This window comes from Streptomyces sp. NPDC034099, from assembly GCF_055575415.1.
The window spans coordinates 126,266-141,938 of record NZ_JBVISR010000013.1 but is presented as its reverse complement, the minus strand read 5'-3'; the positions used below and the strand labels follow the sequence as shown (position 1 = coordinate 141,938).

Annotated in this window: 14 protein-coding genes; 4 read left to right on the top strand and 10 right to left on the bottom strand. The window is 72.7% G+C overall.

Translation table 11 applies throughout. The features are described from left to right. Positions 1–106: 106 nt before the first annotated feature. Together ACZ56V_RS31435 and ACZ56V_RS31430 are read right to left on the bottom strand one after the other, a co-directional pair. On the bottom strand, positions 107–925 hold the full coding sequence (locus ACZ56V_RS31435; RefSeq protein ID WP_398915118.1) for an inositol monophosphatase family protein: 819 nt from the start codon (positions 923–925) through the stop codon (positions 107–109). Positions 926–933: 8 nt separating this feature from the next. Continuing rightward, entirely contained in the window at positions 934–2,061 is a 1,128-nt protein-coding gene (locus tag ACZ56V_RS31430) for a ferrochelatase (protein WP_468946998.1), read from the bottom strand. A 163-nt stretch (positions 2,062–2,224) separates the two neighbouring features. Here ACZ56V_RS31430 and ACZ56V_RS31425 point away from each other — a divergent pair, with 163 nt between their 5' ends. Together ACZ56V_RS31425 and ACZ56V_RS31420 are read left to right on the top strand one after the other, a co-directional pair. Beyond that, positions 2,225–3,481: an MFS transporter gene (locus ACZ56V_RS31425; protein WP_468947096.1), complete on the top strand. Its 1,257-nt coding sequence runs from the start codon at positions 2,225–2,227 to the stop codon at positions 3,479–3,481. Next, positions 3,423–4,760 (top strand): D-arabinono-1,4-lactone oxidase, encoded by a 1,338-nt coding sequence (locus ACZ56V_RS31420; protein WP_468946996.1) that lies wholly within the window; start codon positions 3,423–3,425, stop codon positions 4,758–4,760. The genes ACZ56V_RS31425 and ACZ56V_RS31420 overlap by 59 nt, the downstream gene beginning before the upstream one ends. On the opposite strand, the gene ACZ56V_RS31415 is transcribed toward ACZ56V_RS31420, so the two are convergent. Then, positions 4,684–5,589, bottom strand: a complete 906-nt coding sequence (locus tag ACZ56V_RS31415) for a hypothetical protein (RefSeq protein ID WP_467383382.1) — start codon at positions 5,587–5,589, stop codon at positions 4,684–4,686. The genes ACZ56V_RS31420 and ACZ56V_RS31415 overlap by 77 nt on opposite strands. A 470-nt stretch (positions 5,590–6,059) precedes the next feature. Here ACZ56V_RS31415 and sepH point away from each other — a divergent pair, with 470 nt between their 5' ends. After that, positions 6,060–7,118 (top strand): septation protein SepH, encoded by a 1,059-nt coding sequence (gene sepH / locus ACZ56V_RS31410; RefSeq protein WP_356362797.1) that lies wholly within the window; start codon positions 6,060–6,062, stop codon positions 7,116–7,118. 70 nt (positions 7,119–7,188) lie between these two features. On the opposite strand, the gene ACZ56V_RS31405 is transcribed toward sepH, so the two are convergent. Beyond that, positions 7,189–8,040, bottom strand: coding sequence for a sulfurtransferase (locus ACZ56V_RS31405; protein WP_468946993.1), 852 nt, complete (start codon positions 8,038–8,040; stop codon positions 7,189–7,191). A gap of 241 nt (positions 8,041–8,281) precedes the next feature. On the opposite strand from ACZ56V_RS31405, the gene ACZ56V_RS31400 reads away from it, so the two are divergent. Further along, positions 8,282–9,085 (top strand): VOC family protein, encoded by an 804-nt coding sequence (locus ACZ56V_RS31400; RefSeq protein WP_468946991.1) that lies wholly within the window; start codon positions 8,282–8,284, stop codon positions 9,083–9,085. A gap of 45 nt (positions 9,086–9,130) precedes the next feature. Here ACZ56V_RS31400 and ACZ56V_RS31395 read toward each other — a convergent pair whose 3' ends face one another. The 6 genes from ACZ56V_RS31395 to ACZ56V_RS31370 form a co-directional block, all read right to left on the bottom strand. Beyond that, positions 9,131–9,979 (bottom strand): ketose-bisphosphate aldolase, encoded by an 849-nt coding sequence (locus tag ACZ56V_RS31395; RefSeq protein WP_398915130.1) that lies wholly within the window; start codon positions 9,977–9,979, stop codon positions 9,131–9,133. A gap of 104 nt (positions 9,980–10,083) precedes the next feature. Then, positions 10,084–11,022, bottom strand: a complete 939-nt coding sequence (locus ACZ56V_RS31390; RefSeq protein ID WP_398915132.1) for a DMT family transporter — start codon at positions 11,020–11,022, stop codon at positions 10,084–10,086. Continuing rightward, positions 11,019–12,011 carry a BadF/BadG/BcrA/BcrD ATPase family protein gene (locus ACZ56V_RS31385; protein ID WP_398915133.1) on the bottom strand — a complete coding sequence of 331 codons (993 nt, stop codon included), beginning with the start codon at positions 12,009–12,011 and terminating at the stop codon, positions 11,019–11,021. The genes ACZ56V_RS31390 and ACZ56V_RS31385 overlap by 4 nt, the downstream gene beginning before the upstream one ends. Positions 12,012–12,060: 49 nt before the next feature. Continuing rightward, on the bottom strand, positions 12,061–13,218 hold the full coding sequence (locus tag ACZ56V_RS31380) for an SIS domain-containing protein (RefSeq protein WP_398915135.1): 1,158 nt from the start codon (positions 13,216–13,218) through the stop codon (positions 12,061–12,063). Further along, complete coding sequence (locus ACZ56V_RS31375; protein ID WP_468946986.1) at positions 13,215–14,558, bottom strand: D-tagatose-bisphosphate aldolase, class II, non-catalytic subunit; 1,344 nt, start codon at positions 14,556–14,558, stop codon at positions 13,215–13,217. Before ACZ56V_RS31375 ends, ACZ56V_RS31380 begins: the two co-directional genes overlap by 4 nt. A 240-nt stretch (positions 14,559–14,798) precedes the next feature. Continuing rightward, entirely contained in the window at positions 14,799–15,587 is a 789-nt protein-coding gene (locus ACZ56V_RS31370) for a GntR family transcriptional regulator (protein WP_467383393.1), read from the bottom strand. Positions 15,588–15,673 lie beyond the last annotated feature (86 nt).

Sequence of the window (15,673 nt, the reverse complement as noted above, 5' to 3'; positions counted from 1 at the left end):
GTGGGATCCAGCACCGGGGCCTTGTCGTGCGCGCTCCCGTCCGTCCGGCGGCGGGCCGGACGCGGGGCGGGGGCGCCCACCGCCTCCCCGCCCGGACCGCCGGGGGCTACGCGCCGAAGTCCGTCAGGAGCCTCTGGAGGGGTTCGAAGACGGCCGGGGTGGCAGCAATGGTCAGGGCGCCGGTGGGGCGCTCACCGGGGCGTCCACCGGTCACGGCGCCCGCCTCACGGGCGATCAGGTCGCCCGCCGCGAGGTCCCAGGGGTGCAGCCCGCGCTCGTAGTATCCGTCGAGGCGCCCCGCGGCCACGTCGCACAGGTCGATCGCGGCCGAGCCGCCGCGCCGGATGTCCCGCACCAGCGGGATGAGCCGCCGCGCGATCTCGGCCTGCTCCGCGCGGACGTCGGCGACGTAGTTGAAGCCGGTGGAGACCAGCGCCTGGTCCAGCGGTGCCGCGGACCGGCAGGCGAGCCTGCGTTCGCCCTCCCAGGCGCCCGTCGCCCAGGCGCCGCCGCCCAGCAGCGCGTGGTAGGACTCGCCCCGCATCGGGGCCACGACCACGCCGGCCACCCGCTCACCGTCCTGCTCGGCGGCGATGGAGACCGCCCAGGTGGGCAGGCCGTACAGGTAGTTGACCGTGCCGTCGAGCGGGTCGATGACCCAGCGGACGCCGCTGGTGCCCTCGGTGGCGGCGCCCTCCTCGCCGAGGAAGCCGTCGTCGGGACGGCGGTCGGCGATCAGCCCGGTGATCAGCTTCTCCGCCGCGATGTCCATCTCGGTGACCACGTCGATCGGGCTGGACTTGGTGGCGGCGACCGCGAGGTCGGCCGGGCGTCCGTCCCGCAGCAGCTCGCCCGCGCGGTGCGCGGCCTCCTGGGCGATCTTCAGCAGGTCGGCATGGAGCGGGTCGGGCGTCACGTCGGTCACGGGGTTCCTCACGCGTAGGGGCTGTCGGCGCCCGCGGCGGCGGGCCGGGGGGCACGGGCGGGGCAGCAGCCGACCGGGCACAGGTTGTGGCTCGCGCCGAGCCTGCCGAGGGCGCAGGGCGTGACCTCCTGCCCGCGTTCGTCGCCCGCCCGCTCCAAAACCAGGTCACGGACGGCCGCGGCGAAGCGCGGGTCGGCGCCCACGGTGGCCGAGCGGCGCACCGGCAGACCCAGCTCCTCGCCCTTGGCGGTGGCCTCCGTGTCGAGGTCGTAGAGGACCTCCATGTGGTCGGAGACGAACCCGATGGGGGCCATCACCACGGCGGGGGCACCGGCCGCCCGCCGCTCCTCCAGGTGGTCGCAGATGTCGGGCTCCAGCCACGGGATGTGCGGGGCGCCGGAGCGCGACTGGTAGACGAGCTGCCAGGGGTGATCGACGCCGGTGCGCTCGCGCACGGCGTCGGCGATCAGCTGTGCCACGTCCAGGTGCTGGCGCACGTAGGCCCCGCCGTCACCGTGCTCCTCGACCGGACCGGACGTGTCGGCGGCGGAGGTGGGGATCGAGTGGGTGCAGAACGCGATGTGCGCGCCGTCCCGGACCTCCTCGGGCAGCTCGGCGAGGGACCGGACGACCCCGTCGACCATGGGCTCGACGAAGCCGGGGTGATTGAAGTAGTGCCGGAGCTTGTCGACCTTCGGCGGCTCCAGCCCCTCGGCCTCCAGGGCGGCGAGCGCGTCCGCGAGGTTCTCGCGGTACTGGCGGCAGCCCGAGTAGGAGGCGTAGGCGCTGGTGGCGAGGACCAGGACGCGGCGCCGGCCGTCGCGGACCATCTCGCGCAGGGTGTCCGTCAGGTACGGCGCCCAGTTGCGGTTGCCCCAGTAGACCGGCAGGTCCAGGCCGTGCTCGGCGAAGTCCTTGCGCAGCGCGTCCAGCAGGGCGCGGTTCTGGTCGTTGATCGGGCTGACGCCGCCGAAGAGGAAGTAGTGCTGACCGACTTCCTTGAGGCGTTCCTTGGGGATGCCGCGCCCCCGGGTCACGTTCTCCAGGAACGGGACCACGTCGTCCGGGCCCTCCGGGCCGCCGAACGAGAGCAGGAGCAGGGCGTCGTAGGAGCTGGCATCGAGCACGTCTGGCATGCCCCGATCCTGCCACCCGGCACTGACAGCGGGGAAACGGTGGGGTACCGACCGTGCGTTCCACCAGGTCCGAGGGGGTGTTTCCGAACGTGGGGGCGAGTAAGCTCTATCGACTGCGTTCGCACCTTACTCAGCCGTGACCGAGCCGCTTCCGGAGACCTCGTTGGCCAGTCCCTACCGCGCCCTGTTCGCCCTCCCCGGCACCAAGGGCTTCTCCGCCGCGGGCTTCCTCGGCCGGATGCCGCTGTCGATGATGGGCATCGGCGTGGTGACGATGATCTCGCAGCTCACCGGGCGGTACGGACTGGCCGGGGCCCTGTCGGCCACCATCGCGCTGGCCGCCGCCGTGGCCGGGCCGCAGGTCTCCCGGCTGGTGGACCGGTACGGGCAGCGCCGGGTACTGCGCCCGGCGACCCTGGTGTCGCTGAGCGCGGCGGCGGTGCTGCTGCCCGCCGCGCACTACGGGTGGCCGGACTGGGTGCTGTTCGTGGCCTGTGTCGGCATCGGCTGCGTGCCGAGCCTCGGGGCGATGGTCCGGGCCCGCTGGGCGGCCCTGTACCGGGGCACACCGCAACTGCACACCGCGTACTCCTTCGAGTCCGTGGTGGACGAGGTCTGCTTCATCTTCGGCCCGATCATCTCCATCGGCCTGTCCACGGCCTGGTTCCCGGAGGCCGGGCCGCTACTCGCCGCCTGCTTCCTGGCGACCGGTGTCTTCTGGCTGACCTCACAGCGCGCCACCGAGCCGGAACCGCACCCACGCGAGCACAAGGGCGGCGGCACCGCACTGCGCTCCCGGGGACTGCGGGTCCTGGTCGGTACGTTCACGGCCACGGGGACGATCTTCGGGGCCATCGACGTCGTCACCGTGGCGTTCGCCGAGGAGGAGGGACACAAGGCCGCCGCCAGCCTCGTCCTCGCCCTCTACGCGGCGGGGTCGTGCACGGCGGCCATGATTTTCGGGCTGCTGCGCTTCGCCGGACCGCCGGAACGCCGCTGGCTCCTGGGCGTGTGTGCGATGGCCGTGAGTATGATCCCCCTCCTACTGGTCGGAAACTTGCCGTTTCTGGCCGCGGCGCTGTTCGTTGCGGGTCTGTCCATCGCTCCCACGATGATCACGACGATGTCCCTCATCGAAGAGCACGTACCACGCACGCAGCTCACCGAGGGCATGACCTGGGTGAGTACCGGACTCGCGGTCGGGGTCGCGCTCGGCTCCTCCGCGGGCGGCTGGGTGATCGACGCTTCCGGGGCGCGTGCCGGGTACGGGGTTCCGGCGGTGGCCGGGGCCGTCGCGGTCGCGGTCGGTTTCCTCGGGTACCGCCGGCTCAAGCGGCCGGAACCGCGTCGGGGAGGGACCGTTGAGCAGCACACGCACGGCGAGCGGCAGGACGAGCGGCCGGAACGGCACATGGCGTAACTGGGGCGGCAACGTCTCGGCGCGTCCCGCGCGGGAGGTCACTCCCGCCTCCGTCGAAGAACTGGCCGACACCGTCCGCCGGGCGGCCGAGGACGGGCAGCGGGTCAAGGCGGTCGGCACCGGGCACTCGTTCACGTCGATAGCCGCGACGGACGGTGTGTTGATCCGCCCTCAACTGTTGACGGGCATCCGCGGCATCGACCGGGACGCCATGACGGTCACGGTCGAGGCCGGCACCCCGCTCAAGAGGCTCAACCTGGCGCTCGCGCGTGAGGGCCTGTCGCTGACCAACATGGGCGACATCATGGAGCAGACCGTCTCCGGGGCCACCAGCACCGGCACCCACGGCACCGGCCGCGAATCGGCCTCGATCGCCGCCCAGATCCGGGGCCTGGAGCTGGTCACGGCGGACGGTTCGGTACTGAGCTGCTCCAAGGACGAGAATCCCGACGTGTTCGCCGCCGCCCGGATCGGCCTCGGAGCACTGGGCGTCGTCACCGCGATCACCTTCGCCGTGGAGCCGGTCTTCCTGCTCACGGCCCGCGAGGAGCCGATGCCGCTCGACCGGGTCCTGGCCGACTTCGACGAACTGTGGTCGGAGAACGAGCACTTCGAGTTCTACTGGTTCCCGCACACCGGCAGCACCAACACCAAGCGCAACAACCGCAGCGCCGGTCCGGAGCGGCCGGTGGGCCGGTTCCAGGGCTGGCTGGACGACGAGTTCCTCTCCAACGGCCTCTTCCAGGCGGTCAACTGGGTCGGCCGCGCGGCGCCCGCCACCATCCCGGCGATCGCCCGGGTCTCCAGCAGGGCGCTCTCCGCGCGGACGTACACGGACACTCCCTACAAGGTCTTCACCTCCCCGCGCCGGGTGCGGTTCGTGGAGATGGAGTACGCCGTCCCGCGCGGGGCCGTCGTCGAGGCGCTGCGCGAGTTGAGGGCGATGGTCGAGCGGTCACGGCTGCGGATCAGCTTCCCGGTCGAGGTGCGCACGGCCCCGGCCGACGACATCACGCTGTCCACCGCATCGGGCCGCGACAGCGCGTACATCGCCGTGCACATGTTCCGGGGCACGCCCTATCAGGCGTACTTCACCGCCGCCGAGCGCATCTTCACGGCGTACGAGGGCCGGCCGCACTGGGGCAAGGTGCACACCCGGGACGCCGCGTACTTCTCCCGGGTGTATCCGCGCTTCGGCGAGTTCACGGCGCTGCGGGACCGTCTTGACCCGGAGCGTCTGTTCCAGAACGACTACTTGCGCCGGGTTCTGGGGTCGTAGCCGAGGCGTCCGGATCGGGGGTCCCGGTGTCACCGGCCCCCTCGTCACCGGTGGCGTCCCCGGTGGGCGCCGGGCTGGGGTCCGTACCGCCCTCCTGATGGGAACCCCCGTCGGACGACGTGCCGTCACCGGTCGGCTCCGGGCTCCCGGAAGGAGTGGCGGACGGGGCGTCGTCCCCGGACCCGGAGTCCTTCGCGTCACCCGGGTCACCGGAGCCGCCCGGGTCCCGGCCGTCCCGCGCTCCCCCGGAGTCACCGGAGTCGGAATCACCGGGCTTCCCCGAATCGGCCGCGGACTTGTCGTGCCCCGTGAAGGCGCTGCCGACGGTGGTGCTGTGACCGCCGCTCAGGTTCTGGCCGGAGGCGACCTCGTAGACGGTGATTCCGGCCATCGTGACGCCGAAGACGAGGGCCGCCGCGAGCAACGGGCGGCGCCAGCCCTTGGTCCGCGCGCGGTAGACGGTGCCCTCGGTGAACTCGCCCGAAGCCGAAGCGGGAGCCGCCCCGGTGGCGGAAGCCTCCGTGAGCGAGGCCGGGACCGACGCCGTCCGCCCGCCGGTCCGCACGGTGGCGACGGTGCGCTTCACCCGGATCTGCTCCCCGGTGCGCTTGAAGAAGTGCTGGAGCACCGAGCCCCCGCAGGTGGCGACGACACTGATCAGACCGGCGCCGGCGATCGTGCCGTAGACGCCGAAGGAGGAGGCGAGTTTGGCGGCCACCACCGCGGCCAGGGCGCTGCCCGCGACCTGGGGCACGCTCAGGTCGATCCGCCTGGACTCCCCCTTCGAACCCACGTCCGCCTCACCCGCACCATCGGACCTTTCACGCATGGTCGGACCTTGCCTGCCTTTCCGTACGGGAGCGATCAACTGCACGAGAAAGGGACGTGCGGCCGAAACCATTAGTTCCGTTTCTGGTGATTGCGTGAAGTACGCCACGTCCGAGATCGCCGGAATCGCGCCGGGGACGGCCAAGCGTCACCTCTTGCCAGAAGTTGGGCGGCGTGCCAATCCACGCACGTGGCCCGAATGGAGTACTGTTGCGAGCCCTGGAGCCGGTCTCCCGCGAGGGGGCTCGGAACCTTGGAGGAGCGCCAGGAGGGGAAAGTTGCACAGGGTGACGGAGTTGGTCACTTAGCGTTGCGAACAGGTAACCGTGCCATAACGGCGATCCCGGGCTCTCGCCCGACACGCCGGGCAACTCGGCAAGGTTGTGGCAGGCTGCACCCGGGCAGGCCACACTCGACAGAGCGGAAGCAGCGACGCACGTGACGTCGGCAGGCACCACCCGGGAGGTCCCCATGCCCGAACTGCGTGTCGTGGCCGTCTCGAATGACGGCACACGGCTGGTGCTGAAGGCTGCGGACAGCACGGAGTACACGCTTCCGATCGACGAGCGGCTCCGGGCCGCCGTACGCGGCGACCGTCCCCGCCTCGGCCAGATCGAGATCGAGGTGGAGAGCCATCTCCGCCCCCGCGACATCCAGGCGCGTATACGTGCCGGCGCGACCGCGGAAGAGGTCGCCCAGATGGCCGGCATCCCCGTCGACCGCGTACGGCGCTTCGAGGGTCCCGTGCTGGCCGAGCGCGCCTTCATGGCGGAGCGGGCCCGCAAGACCCCCGTCCGCCGCCCGGGCGAGAACTCCGGGCCGCCCCTCGGTGAGGCCGTCCAGGAGCGGCTGCTGCTGCGCGGCGCCGACAAGGACACCGTCCAGTGGGACTCCTGGCGCCGCGACGACGGCACCTGGGAAGTGCTGCTGGTCTACCTGGTCGCGGGCGAGCCGCACTCGGCGAGCTGGACGTACGACCCGCCCCGACGGCTCGTGCAGGCCGTCGACGCGGAGGCGCGCGCGCTGATCGGCGAGTCCGACGACCTCGCCGCGCCCGAGCCCAGCTTCCCGTTCGTGCCGCGCATCGCCCGGCTGCCGCGAGACCGGCCGCTGGACCGCACCCTCGACCGGGAGCAGCGGGAGCGGCCGAGCCTGCCCCCGCCACCGGCCGAGCCGTCCGACGACACCGCGGCCACCGCCTCGGCCGAGCGCGAACGGGACTCGCTCACCAGCCTGCTGGAGGCCGTACCGAGTTTCCGCGGCGACCTGGTGGTGCCCGAGCGCGCTCCGGAACCGGTGGAGGAGCCCGTCGAGGAACCCGAGGTGGAGGAGCCTCCCGCCCCCGCGGCCTCGGCCGGTTCCGCCTACGCCGACGTGCTCATGCCGCGCTCGGTGGCCAGCCACCGCGACCGCCTGACCGGCTCCACCGACCGACAGGCCGAGGCCGACGGCGTCCGGCCGGGCCGCCGCGCGGCGGTACCGAGCTGGGACGAGATCGTGTTCGGCACGCGGCGCAAGAAGCAGGAGTAACGAGTCCTCGCCGGACGACGAGGCCGGGGCCGCACCCACGCGGGTGCGGCCCCGGCCTCGTACACGGGCGCTACCGCGGGTCGGGCCCCACCGCGACCGGCCGGGCCGGGTCCGAGGACCACTCGGACCACGAGCCCACGTACAGCGCCGCCGGGATCCCCGCCACCGCCAGCGCGAGCACCTCGTGGGCAGCCGACACGCCCGAGCCGCAGTACACGCCGACCGCGCCGTCCTCCGTGGCGCCCAGGGCCTTGAAGCGTGCCCGGAGTTCCTCGGCGGGCCGGAAGCGCCCGTCCGGGGCCACGTTCTCGGCCGTCGGCGCGGACACGGCGCCCGGGATGTGGCCGCCGACCCGATCGATCGGCTCGACCTCGCCCCGGTAGCGCTCCCCCGCGCGGGCGTCGAACAGCACCCCGGACCGGGCCAGCGCGGCGGCCCCGTCCGCGTCCAGCAGCCCCGGCGCGCCCGGCACCGGCGTGAAGTCGCCCTCGGCGGGCGCCGGGACGTCCGTCGACAGCGGCGCCTCCCAGGCCGGCAACCCGCCGTCGAGGACCCGCACGTTCGGGTGACCCGTCCACCGCAGCAGCCACCAGGCGCGGGCCGCCGCCCACCCCTGCCCTCCGTCGTAGACCACGACCGGCCGCCCCTGCGACACGCCCGCCCGGCGCATCGCCGCACCGAACTCGCCGATGTCGGGCAGCGGGTGCCGCCCGTTCGCGCCGGGCGCGGAGGCCAGCTCACCGTCCAGGTCGACGAAGACGGCACCGGGAAGATGCCCGGCTACGTACTCGGCCCGGCCGTCGAACGGCGGGGCTCCCGCCGCCTTCGCGGTGCTCAGTTGCCAGCGGACGTCGAGCAGGACGGGAGGATGGGCGCCCGCCAGTTCGTCGGCGAGTTCGGGTGCGGAGATGATGGCGTTCATGGCCCCATCCTGGCGTACCGAGTGGCCGAGGCGTCGATGTCGGGCTACTCTGCCCGCCGGACAGTACCGATCACGAGGCGTACGGGTTCGGGCACATGCTGTACTGCCCGGCCAGGCGGGCTGCCCCACGAGCGCCGGGTCGCCCGAACCACGCACCGGAACCCGGTGCCGGTATCGGTGCCGAGGCCCGTCGGAGCGGAAGCGGACGCACGGCCCGCGGAGGGCCGGGAAGAGGGTGACGATGACCGACGCACGGGGATCGGACAGCCGGATCGGTGAGACGAACGCCCGGCGCGCGCCCGGCACACCCTGCTGGGTGAGTCTGATGGTGCACGGACCGGCCGCCACCCACGACTTCTACGGAGCCCTGTTCGGCTGGGAGTTCCGGCCCGGCCCCCAGCAACTGGGCCCGTACGCGCGGGCCCTGCTCGACGGGCGGGAGGTGGCCGGCATCGGTCAGCTGCCCCCGGACCGGCAACTGCCCACCGCCTGGACGCCCTACTTCGCCTCCGACGACGTCGACCGGACGGCCGAGACGGTGCGCATGTGCGGTGGCACGGTCGGCGTCGGGCCCCTCGACGCGGGCGAGGCGGGCCGCATGGCCCTCGGCTCCGACCCGGCCGGCGCCGTCTTCGGCATCTGGCAGGCGGCCGCGCACCTCGGGACGGCCATCGCCGGGGTGCCCGGCACACCGGCGTGGAACGAGCTGCTGACGTACGAGACGGCGAGCATCGCCAAGTTCTACGAGAGGGTCTTCGGCTTCGAACTCCTCCCGGGGCCCTCCTCCGACCGCGACTACGTCACCCTGCGCCTCGACGGCCGCCCCGTCGCCGGCATCCACGGCGTCGGCGACGCCCTGCCGCGCGACCGGGGGCCGCAATGGATGACGTACTTCGAAGTGGCCGACACGGACGAGTCGGTGGCACGCCTCGTCGACCTGGGCGGGCACGTCCTCACCCCGGCCCGCGACACACCGAACGGCCGGGTGGCGACGGTGGTGGATCCGGAGGGGGCGCGGTTCACGTTGCTGCACGCGCAGCGGTGACGGGCGATGCGGGCGGCCGCACGCTGCCGCACGCCTCGTCGGCGCTCAGCCGCCCAACACCCCGAGCAGGACACGGACCGTCTCCGCCATCGTCTCCCGGCCACGGGCCACGTAGGGGCGGGGATCGGTCAGGTCGGGGCGTGCCGCCAGTGTCTCGCGGACCGCGCCCGTGAAGGCGACGTTGAGGGCGGTACCGACGTTGATCTTCACGATGCCCGCCCGGACGGCTCGCCGCAGTTCGTCGTCCCCGACTCCCGAGGAACCGTGCAGTACCAGGGGCACGGGCACGGCCTCCCGCAGTCGTTCGATCAGTGTGTGGTCCAAGGAAGCGGACCGTTCGGTCATGGCGTGGCTGCTGCCGACGGCGACGGCCAGGGCGTCCACGCCGGTGTCCGCCACATAGCGCGCCGCCTCCTCCGGGTCGGTGCGCACCCCGGCCGCGTGGGCGCTGGCGGGGGCGTCGGGTTTGCCGCCCACGTACCCGAGTTCGGCCTCCAGCCACAGGCCGGCGCCGTGGGCCCACTGGGCCGCGGCGCGAGTGGCGGCGAGGTTCTCGGCGTAGGGCTGCGCCCCGGCGTCGAACATCGCGGAGGAGAACCCCGCGTCGGCAGCCCCGCGCAGCAGTCGCATGTCGGTCACGTGGTCCAGGTGCAGTGCGACGTCGATGTCGCAGGCCTTGCCGACCTCGGCCGCGGCCCGCGCGATCGGCTCGACGCGGCCGCCGTGGAACAGCACGGCGTTCTCGCTGATCTGCAGGATCACGGGGGCGCCCACGGCCGTCGCGCCGGAGGTGATCGCCTCGGCGTGTTCCAGCGTGATCACGTTGAAGGCCGCGACGGCCCGGCCCGCGGCGGCGGCCCGCGAGACGAGTTCTCGGGTGGGAACCAGCGGCATGGGAGTGTTCCCCTCGCTTTCGTGGTGCTTCGGCGGTCGGGCCCGGTCGGTCGGGCCGGTACGGGGCGGGGTGCCGTCCGCTCCGGGCGGGCGAGCGTTCGGGACTACCGTCCGACGGAACTCACGTCGTCCTCCGCCACACCCGGTGCGACGGCGCTCTCGCCGCTCTTCTCGTCGCTGTAGACCATCAGGGTCGAGCCCGCGAGGGCGAGCACGATGCCGAGGGCGCCCCACACGCTGGGCAGCGTCTGGTAGACCGCCAGGGACAGCACGATGGTCAGCACCGGGGCGAGCGCGTTGGTGACGGGGGCGACGACCGTGGCCTTGCCCCGGCTGAACGCCATGACCAGGAACAGCGCGCCGACCGCGTTGAGGACCTGGGTGACCGCCGTGAGCGCCGGTGCCTGCCAGGGAGCCCCGGACGGGAGACCGCCCATGATCGCGAACGCCACCGGAACCAGCAGCAGTCCGCTGATGGTCATCCACCCGAAGGTCGTCGCGTCGTTGACGCCGACGAGTGCGGCCTTGCGCATGCAGAACGCCTGCACGCCCCAGGCGACGCAGACCAGGACGGCGATCAGCAGCCACGGGCCGTGCGCGTCCGAGTCGCCCCCGCCGCTGGGGATGCTGAGCAGCACGATCGCCACCAGCGCCGCGACCACGCCCACGACGGCGAGCCGGGTGATCCGCTCCCGCAGCAGCACCGTCGCCATGAGGACGGTGATCACCGGGGACAGCGACACCAGGGGGAAGATCAGGTATGCCGGGCCGTCGGCGAGCGCCTGGAACAGCAGCAGCTGTCCGCCGGCGCCGGTCAGGCCCGCGATCAGTCCGTACATCGCGGCGACCGGCCTGCGGTCGAACCTGTGGCCGCGCATCGCGAAGTAGGCGGGGATGAGCATCGTGAAGGCCCAGATGATGTAGATCATCTCGTTGGGGTAGCCGTACCTGCTGTTCGGCTCGCTGGAGAAGGCGCCCCACACACCCCAGAACAGGACCAGCAGCGACGCGTACAGGATCCAGCCTCTTGCGGCGTTCTTCATTGTTCGTCCTCTCCTGAGGCAGGGGACCGGGAGGTCCTGCGCAGCGCGTCGAGCGCCGGCCGGTCGAGCGGGGTTCCGGCGAGTTTCGCCGCGTACAGGGCAGCGCCCACGACGGGCTCGTACCGGGGGTGCCGCAGCTCGTAGCCGGCGAAGCGGCTCCTCAGTCCGGTGGTGAACGCCTCCAGGACCGGGGCGGCGCCGAAGGTGCCGCCGGAGTAGGAGACGGGTACGGTCTCGTCCGGGCCGAACCCGAGCCGTTCGCGGGTGACGTCCACGAGCAGCGCGAGTTCGCGGCCGGCCTCGGCGAGGATCTCCGCCGCGGCCCCGTCGCCCGATGCGGCCGCCGCTGCCACCGAGCGGCTCAGCGCGGCGATCCGGCCCCGGTCGCCCTGCCACCGGTTGTGGACGACGTCGATGACGTCGAGGTCGGATTCCAGACCGAGCCCGCTTCGGAACACCGCGGCCAGCGGGCCCTCGGGGAGCCGTCCGTCGCTCATCCGGGAGAAGGCGTTGAGGCCGCGGACCGCGATCCAGTACGCCGATCCCTCGTCGCCGAACGTCTCGCTCCAACCGCCGACGCGTACCCCCCGGCCCAGCCGCTCGCCGTAGGTCATCGAGCCGGTGCCGCTGATGACGTTGATGCCGTCGACCGCGCCCAGCGAACCCGCCCAGCCGCAGACCATGTCGTTGTCGCACGCGTAGCGGTCGTGCCCGAGCACCGCTCGCGGGGTCGCGTCGAGGACGGGCAGGTCGCGGGCCGCCTCCCCGTAGCCGGGCAGGCCGAAGAAGGCGTACTCGATGCCGGCCGGGGTCAGTCCGGCCGCCGCGCAGACGGTGTCGACCCCTTCCTTCAGCACCCGCTCGACCAGTTCGATGCCGTGGGAGAAGTAGTACGAGCTTGCCGCCTGTGCTCGCGCCACCACCTGCCCGGACCGGTCGACCAGGCAGAATGCGGTCTTCGTACCGCCGCCGTCGACACCCAGGAACATCGTCGTACCTCCGTCCGGCGCCCTCGATCCGCGCCGTCGCCGCCTTCGGTCAGTTGTTCAAGGAGTGCAGGATGACGCCCTGCACCACGCGGTTGACCTCACCCGAGGGGAACGGGTTGTCGGGCCGCAGCCCCCGGGCCTGGGAGGCGCGCAGGGCGATGAGCTGGGCGTACACCACGGCGGGCAGGGCCAGGGCGACGTCCTCGACGTCGTCGAGGCCCGGCAGCGGCCAGGCATCGGCGGCCCCCGTTCCCGCGCCGGTCTCCGCGGCGACCGCGACGACACTGCCGGCGGGGAGGTTTCCTCGCAGCTCCGCGACGATGTCGTGGTCGTACCGGCGGGTGTACGGGTCGTTCGACACGTACACCACCGCGACGGAGCGTTCGTTGAGCACCGCCTTGGGGCCGTGCCGGAATCCCAGCGAGGATTCCGCGACGGCCATGAGCGTCCCGCCGGTGAGCTCCAGCACCTTCAGTGCCGACTCCTCCGCGAGGCCCTTCAGCGGGCCGCTGCCGAGGAAGACGATGCGCTCGGGCGCCCGGTCCACCAGGGCGCCGGCGGTGCGGTCGGCGGCGGCGCCCTCGATGATCGACTCCGCTGCCCGTGCCAGGCGTTCGGCGACCCCGTCGTAGGCGTCCTTGCCCAGGGCGAGCAGCGCCGCGAGCGTCATGCAGGTGAAGCTCGACGTCATGGCGAAGCCGCGGTCGTTGGACGCGGGCGGCATCAGCAGGACGTGGGACTCCGGCCGCTCGGCGTGCTCGCGCGCCAGGCGGCCCTGCTCGTTGCAGGTGATCACGAGGTGGTGCACCTCGGTGAGTACCTGGTCGGCCAGGGCGGTGGCGGCGACGGACTCCGGGCTGTCGCCCGACCGCGCGAAGGAGACCAGCAGCGTGGGCAGGTCCTCGGCGAGGCACCCGCGGGGGTCGGCGACGAGGTCCGTGGTGGGCACCGCGTCGACGCGCCGTCCCAGGCGCCGTGCCAGAGCCGGCTGGAGCACCTGCCCGGCGAACGCGGAGGTCCCGGCGCCGGTGAGGACCACGCGCAGGTCGCGGCGCGCCACGAGCGGACCCAGGAACGCGTCCAGCGATTCCCGGGAGGCCGCGACGATCCGGTCGACCTCCCGCCACAGGACGGGCTGCTGGGCGATCTCGCGAACGGTGTGGACAGCGCTGTCGTCGAAGGGCAGCGTGCCGGGGGACGTGCTCACACGTACTCCTTCTGGCTGGGCTTGTGGTCCGGGTCCTGGTACTGGTTCCGGCCCTGGTGCTGGTCCTGGTTGGCGGCGCGGTCGTAGTCGCGCAGGACGTCGCGGACGTGGTCCACGGCCAGGTCCCGCGGGCGGGCGGCGAGCTCGCCGCGGCGAACGCGGGCGTACTGGAGCGGAAGATGCGCGCTGAGCAGCGGCAGCGGGACCCCTGCGGCCGAGAGGTTGGCCAGCAGACGGGCCTCGGCCTCTTCGATCTCGGGGTCGGTCCAGTAGTAGCGCATCCGGTCGCTATAGCTGTAGCGGCGTGCGAGGCGCTGCTCGGCGTCGCTGCCCGGGTAGTAGCCCTCCCACTCGGCGGGCTCGGCGAGCATCCGCCGCTCGACGACCTCGGGAAGCCGTGACCGCTCACCGGCCGGCACCAGCTCGTCCTCGATCGCGGCGAGGGCGAACAGTGCCTCACGCAGGGCGAAGGTCAGCCCGGGACCCACCTTGAGCACCGCCCAGTGGTCCTCGACCAGCGCGGTGAGCGCCTCGGCGGTCTGGTAGTCGGTCGAGTGTGCCTCGTAGACCATGGTGGGCTCGTCGTCGAGGACCTTGCGCAGCTCCTCGGTCGACTCCCGCCGGTAGTCGACGACCCGCAGGTGGTCGAACTCCACGGCCGGCTGCACCACCAGGGCCATGACGCGCGGCCAAACCCCTTCGATGCCGTGCCGGGCGAACGCCTTCCGGTGCTGCTCCAGAGTCGTGCGCGCCGCCCCGGGCGTGGTGGGCACGAGGGCGCCGAGCGTCTCGTGCGCGCCGCCGGGCGTGGGCACCTCCGTGCCGATCACATACCGGATCCGCTCCGCCCGCTCCGGACCCACCGTGTCCTCCGCCGCCCGGATCAGCCGCGCGGCGCGTTCGGCGACCACGTCGTCGGTCAGCGGTACGGGGTCACCGGCGCAGGGGAAGCTGCAGTCCAGGTGGATCTTGGTGAAGCCGGCCTCGGCATAGCCCGCCACCAGGGCTTCGGCCCGCTCCATCGCCCGGTCGGGCGTCAGGGACTGCCACCGGTTCGGCCCGAGATGGTCGCCACCGAGAATCACCCGGTCCAGTGGCAGACCACGTTCCGTCGCGATGCCGTACACGAGGTCGCGGAAGTCCGCGGGCCGCAGGCCCGTGTAGCCGCCGTACTGGTCGACCTGGTTCGAGGTCGCCTCTACCAGTACCGGACCACCGGTCTCACACGCCTGCGCCACGGCCGCTTCGATGACCAGCGGATGGGCCGAGCACACCGAGGTGATGCCCTGTGGTCGTCCGGCCTTCTGACGCCGGACGACCTCGTCCAACGGGCTCTGCATCGCCAACCCCTCACTGAAGTGCGATCTGAGTTCCTGCGCCGTGATGACCCGGCCCGAGCTCCTGCGGAACGCTACTGGTCTTATTTCCGGTCGTCAATAGACCCTTTTTGGTATGCGTCTGGTCTACCGAGTGGCTGGACGGTGCCGTCCCGCCCGCCGCGATGCCGATCGACGAAGTGCCCCGAACCGACGACGAGCCGGGCGTCGGTCGCTCCGACGCCCGGCTCGAGCAGGGGATGGTCAGATCTGGTTGGTGATGGAGGCCCGGAACCGATAGCGGTCCCCCCGGTAGACCTGGACGGTCAGTTCGATCGGGCGGCCGGCCTGGTTGGAGGTCAGCTGGGTCGCGACCAGCATCGGCATGGTGGCGCCGATCTCGAGCAGCTCCATCTCCCGTGCCGTCGGGTGGCGGGCTTCGACCGAGTAGTCCGCGACGCGCGGGAGTTGCGGCGGGTCGGCGGCGCGCAGGGTGGCGTACAGCGAGGCCGTGGTGAAGTCGGCGTCGGCCAGGGCCGGACACGCCGACAACGGCAGCCGATTGTGCTCCAGCACGACCAGCAGGCCGTCCAGGAACCGCAGCCGGTGGAGGTCGAAGAGGTCGGCGCCCGGGGCGATGCGGAGCTGCTCGCCCTCCGCCACCGTGGCCGGCCGGACGGTGGCGGAGAGCACCTTGCTGGCCGTCGTCAAGCCGTTGGCCTCGGCGTAGTCGGCGAACCCCTGGACCTGGGGCACAGCCGAGGCGGGCGCCGTCGCCGCATCCGGGAACAGGCCGGGTTCGGCGACGAACCACCCGCGTGACGACGACGGCCGCACGATGCCTCGCGCCTCCAACTGGGCGAGAGCGGCCCGCAGGGTCACGCGCGAAACGGCGTACCGGGTGACCAGCGCCCGCTCGGAGGGCAGCCGGTCGCCGGGGCGGGCGGCGGCGGCGCGCAGGTCGTCGAGGAGCCGCGCGGCCGTGCGCTCGTACAGCGGGAGGGCGTCGTCGGCGAAGAGGCCTCGGGGCATCGGCGTGCTCGCTTCGGTCATACCAGAAGCGTACCGGTTCGACCGCGCGCGCAGACGCCGGTATCCCTCACTTCCGTACCGGCACGGGGTGAACTCCTGGGCTGCGA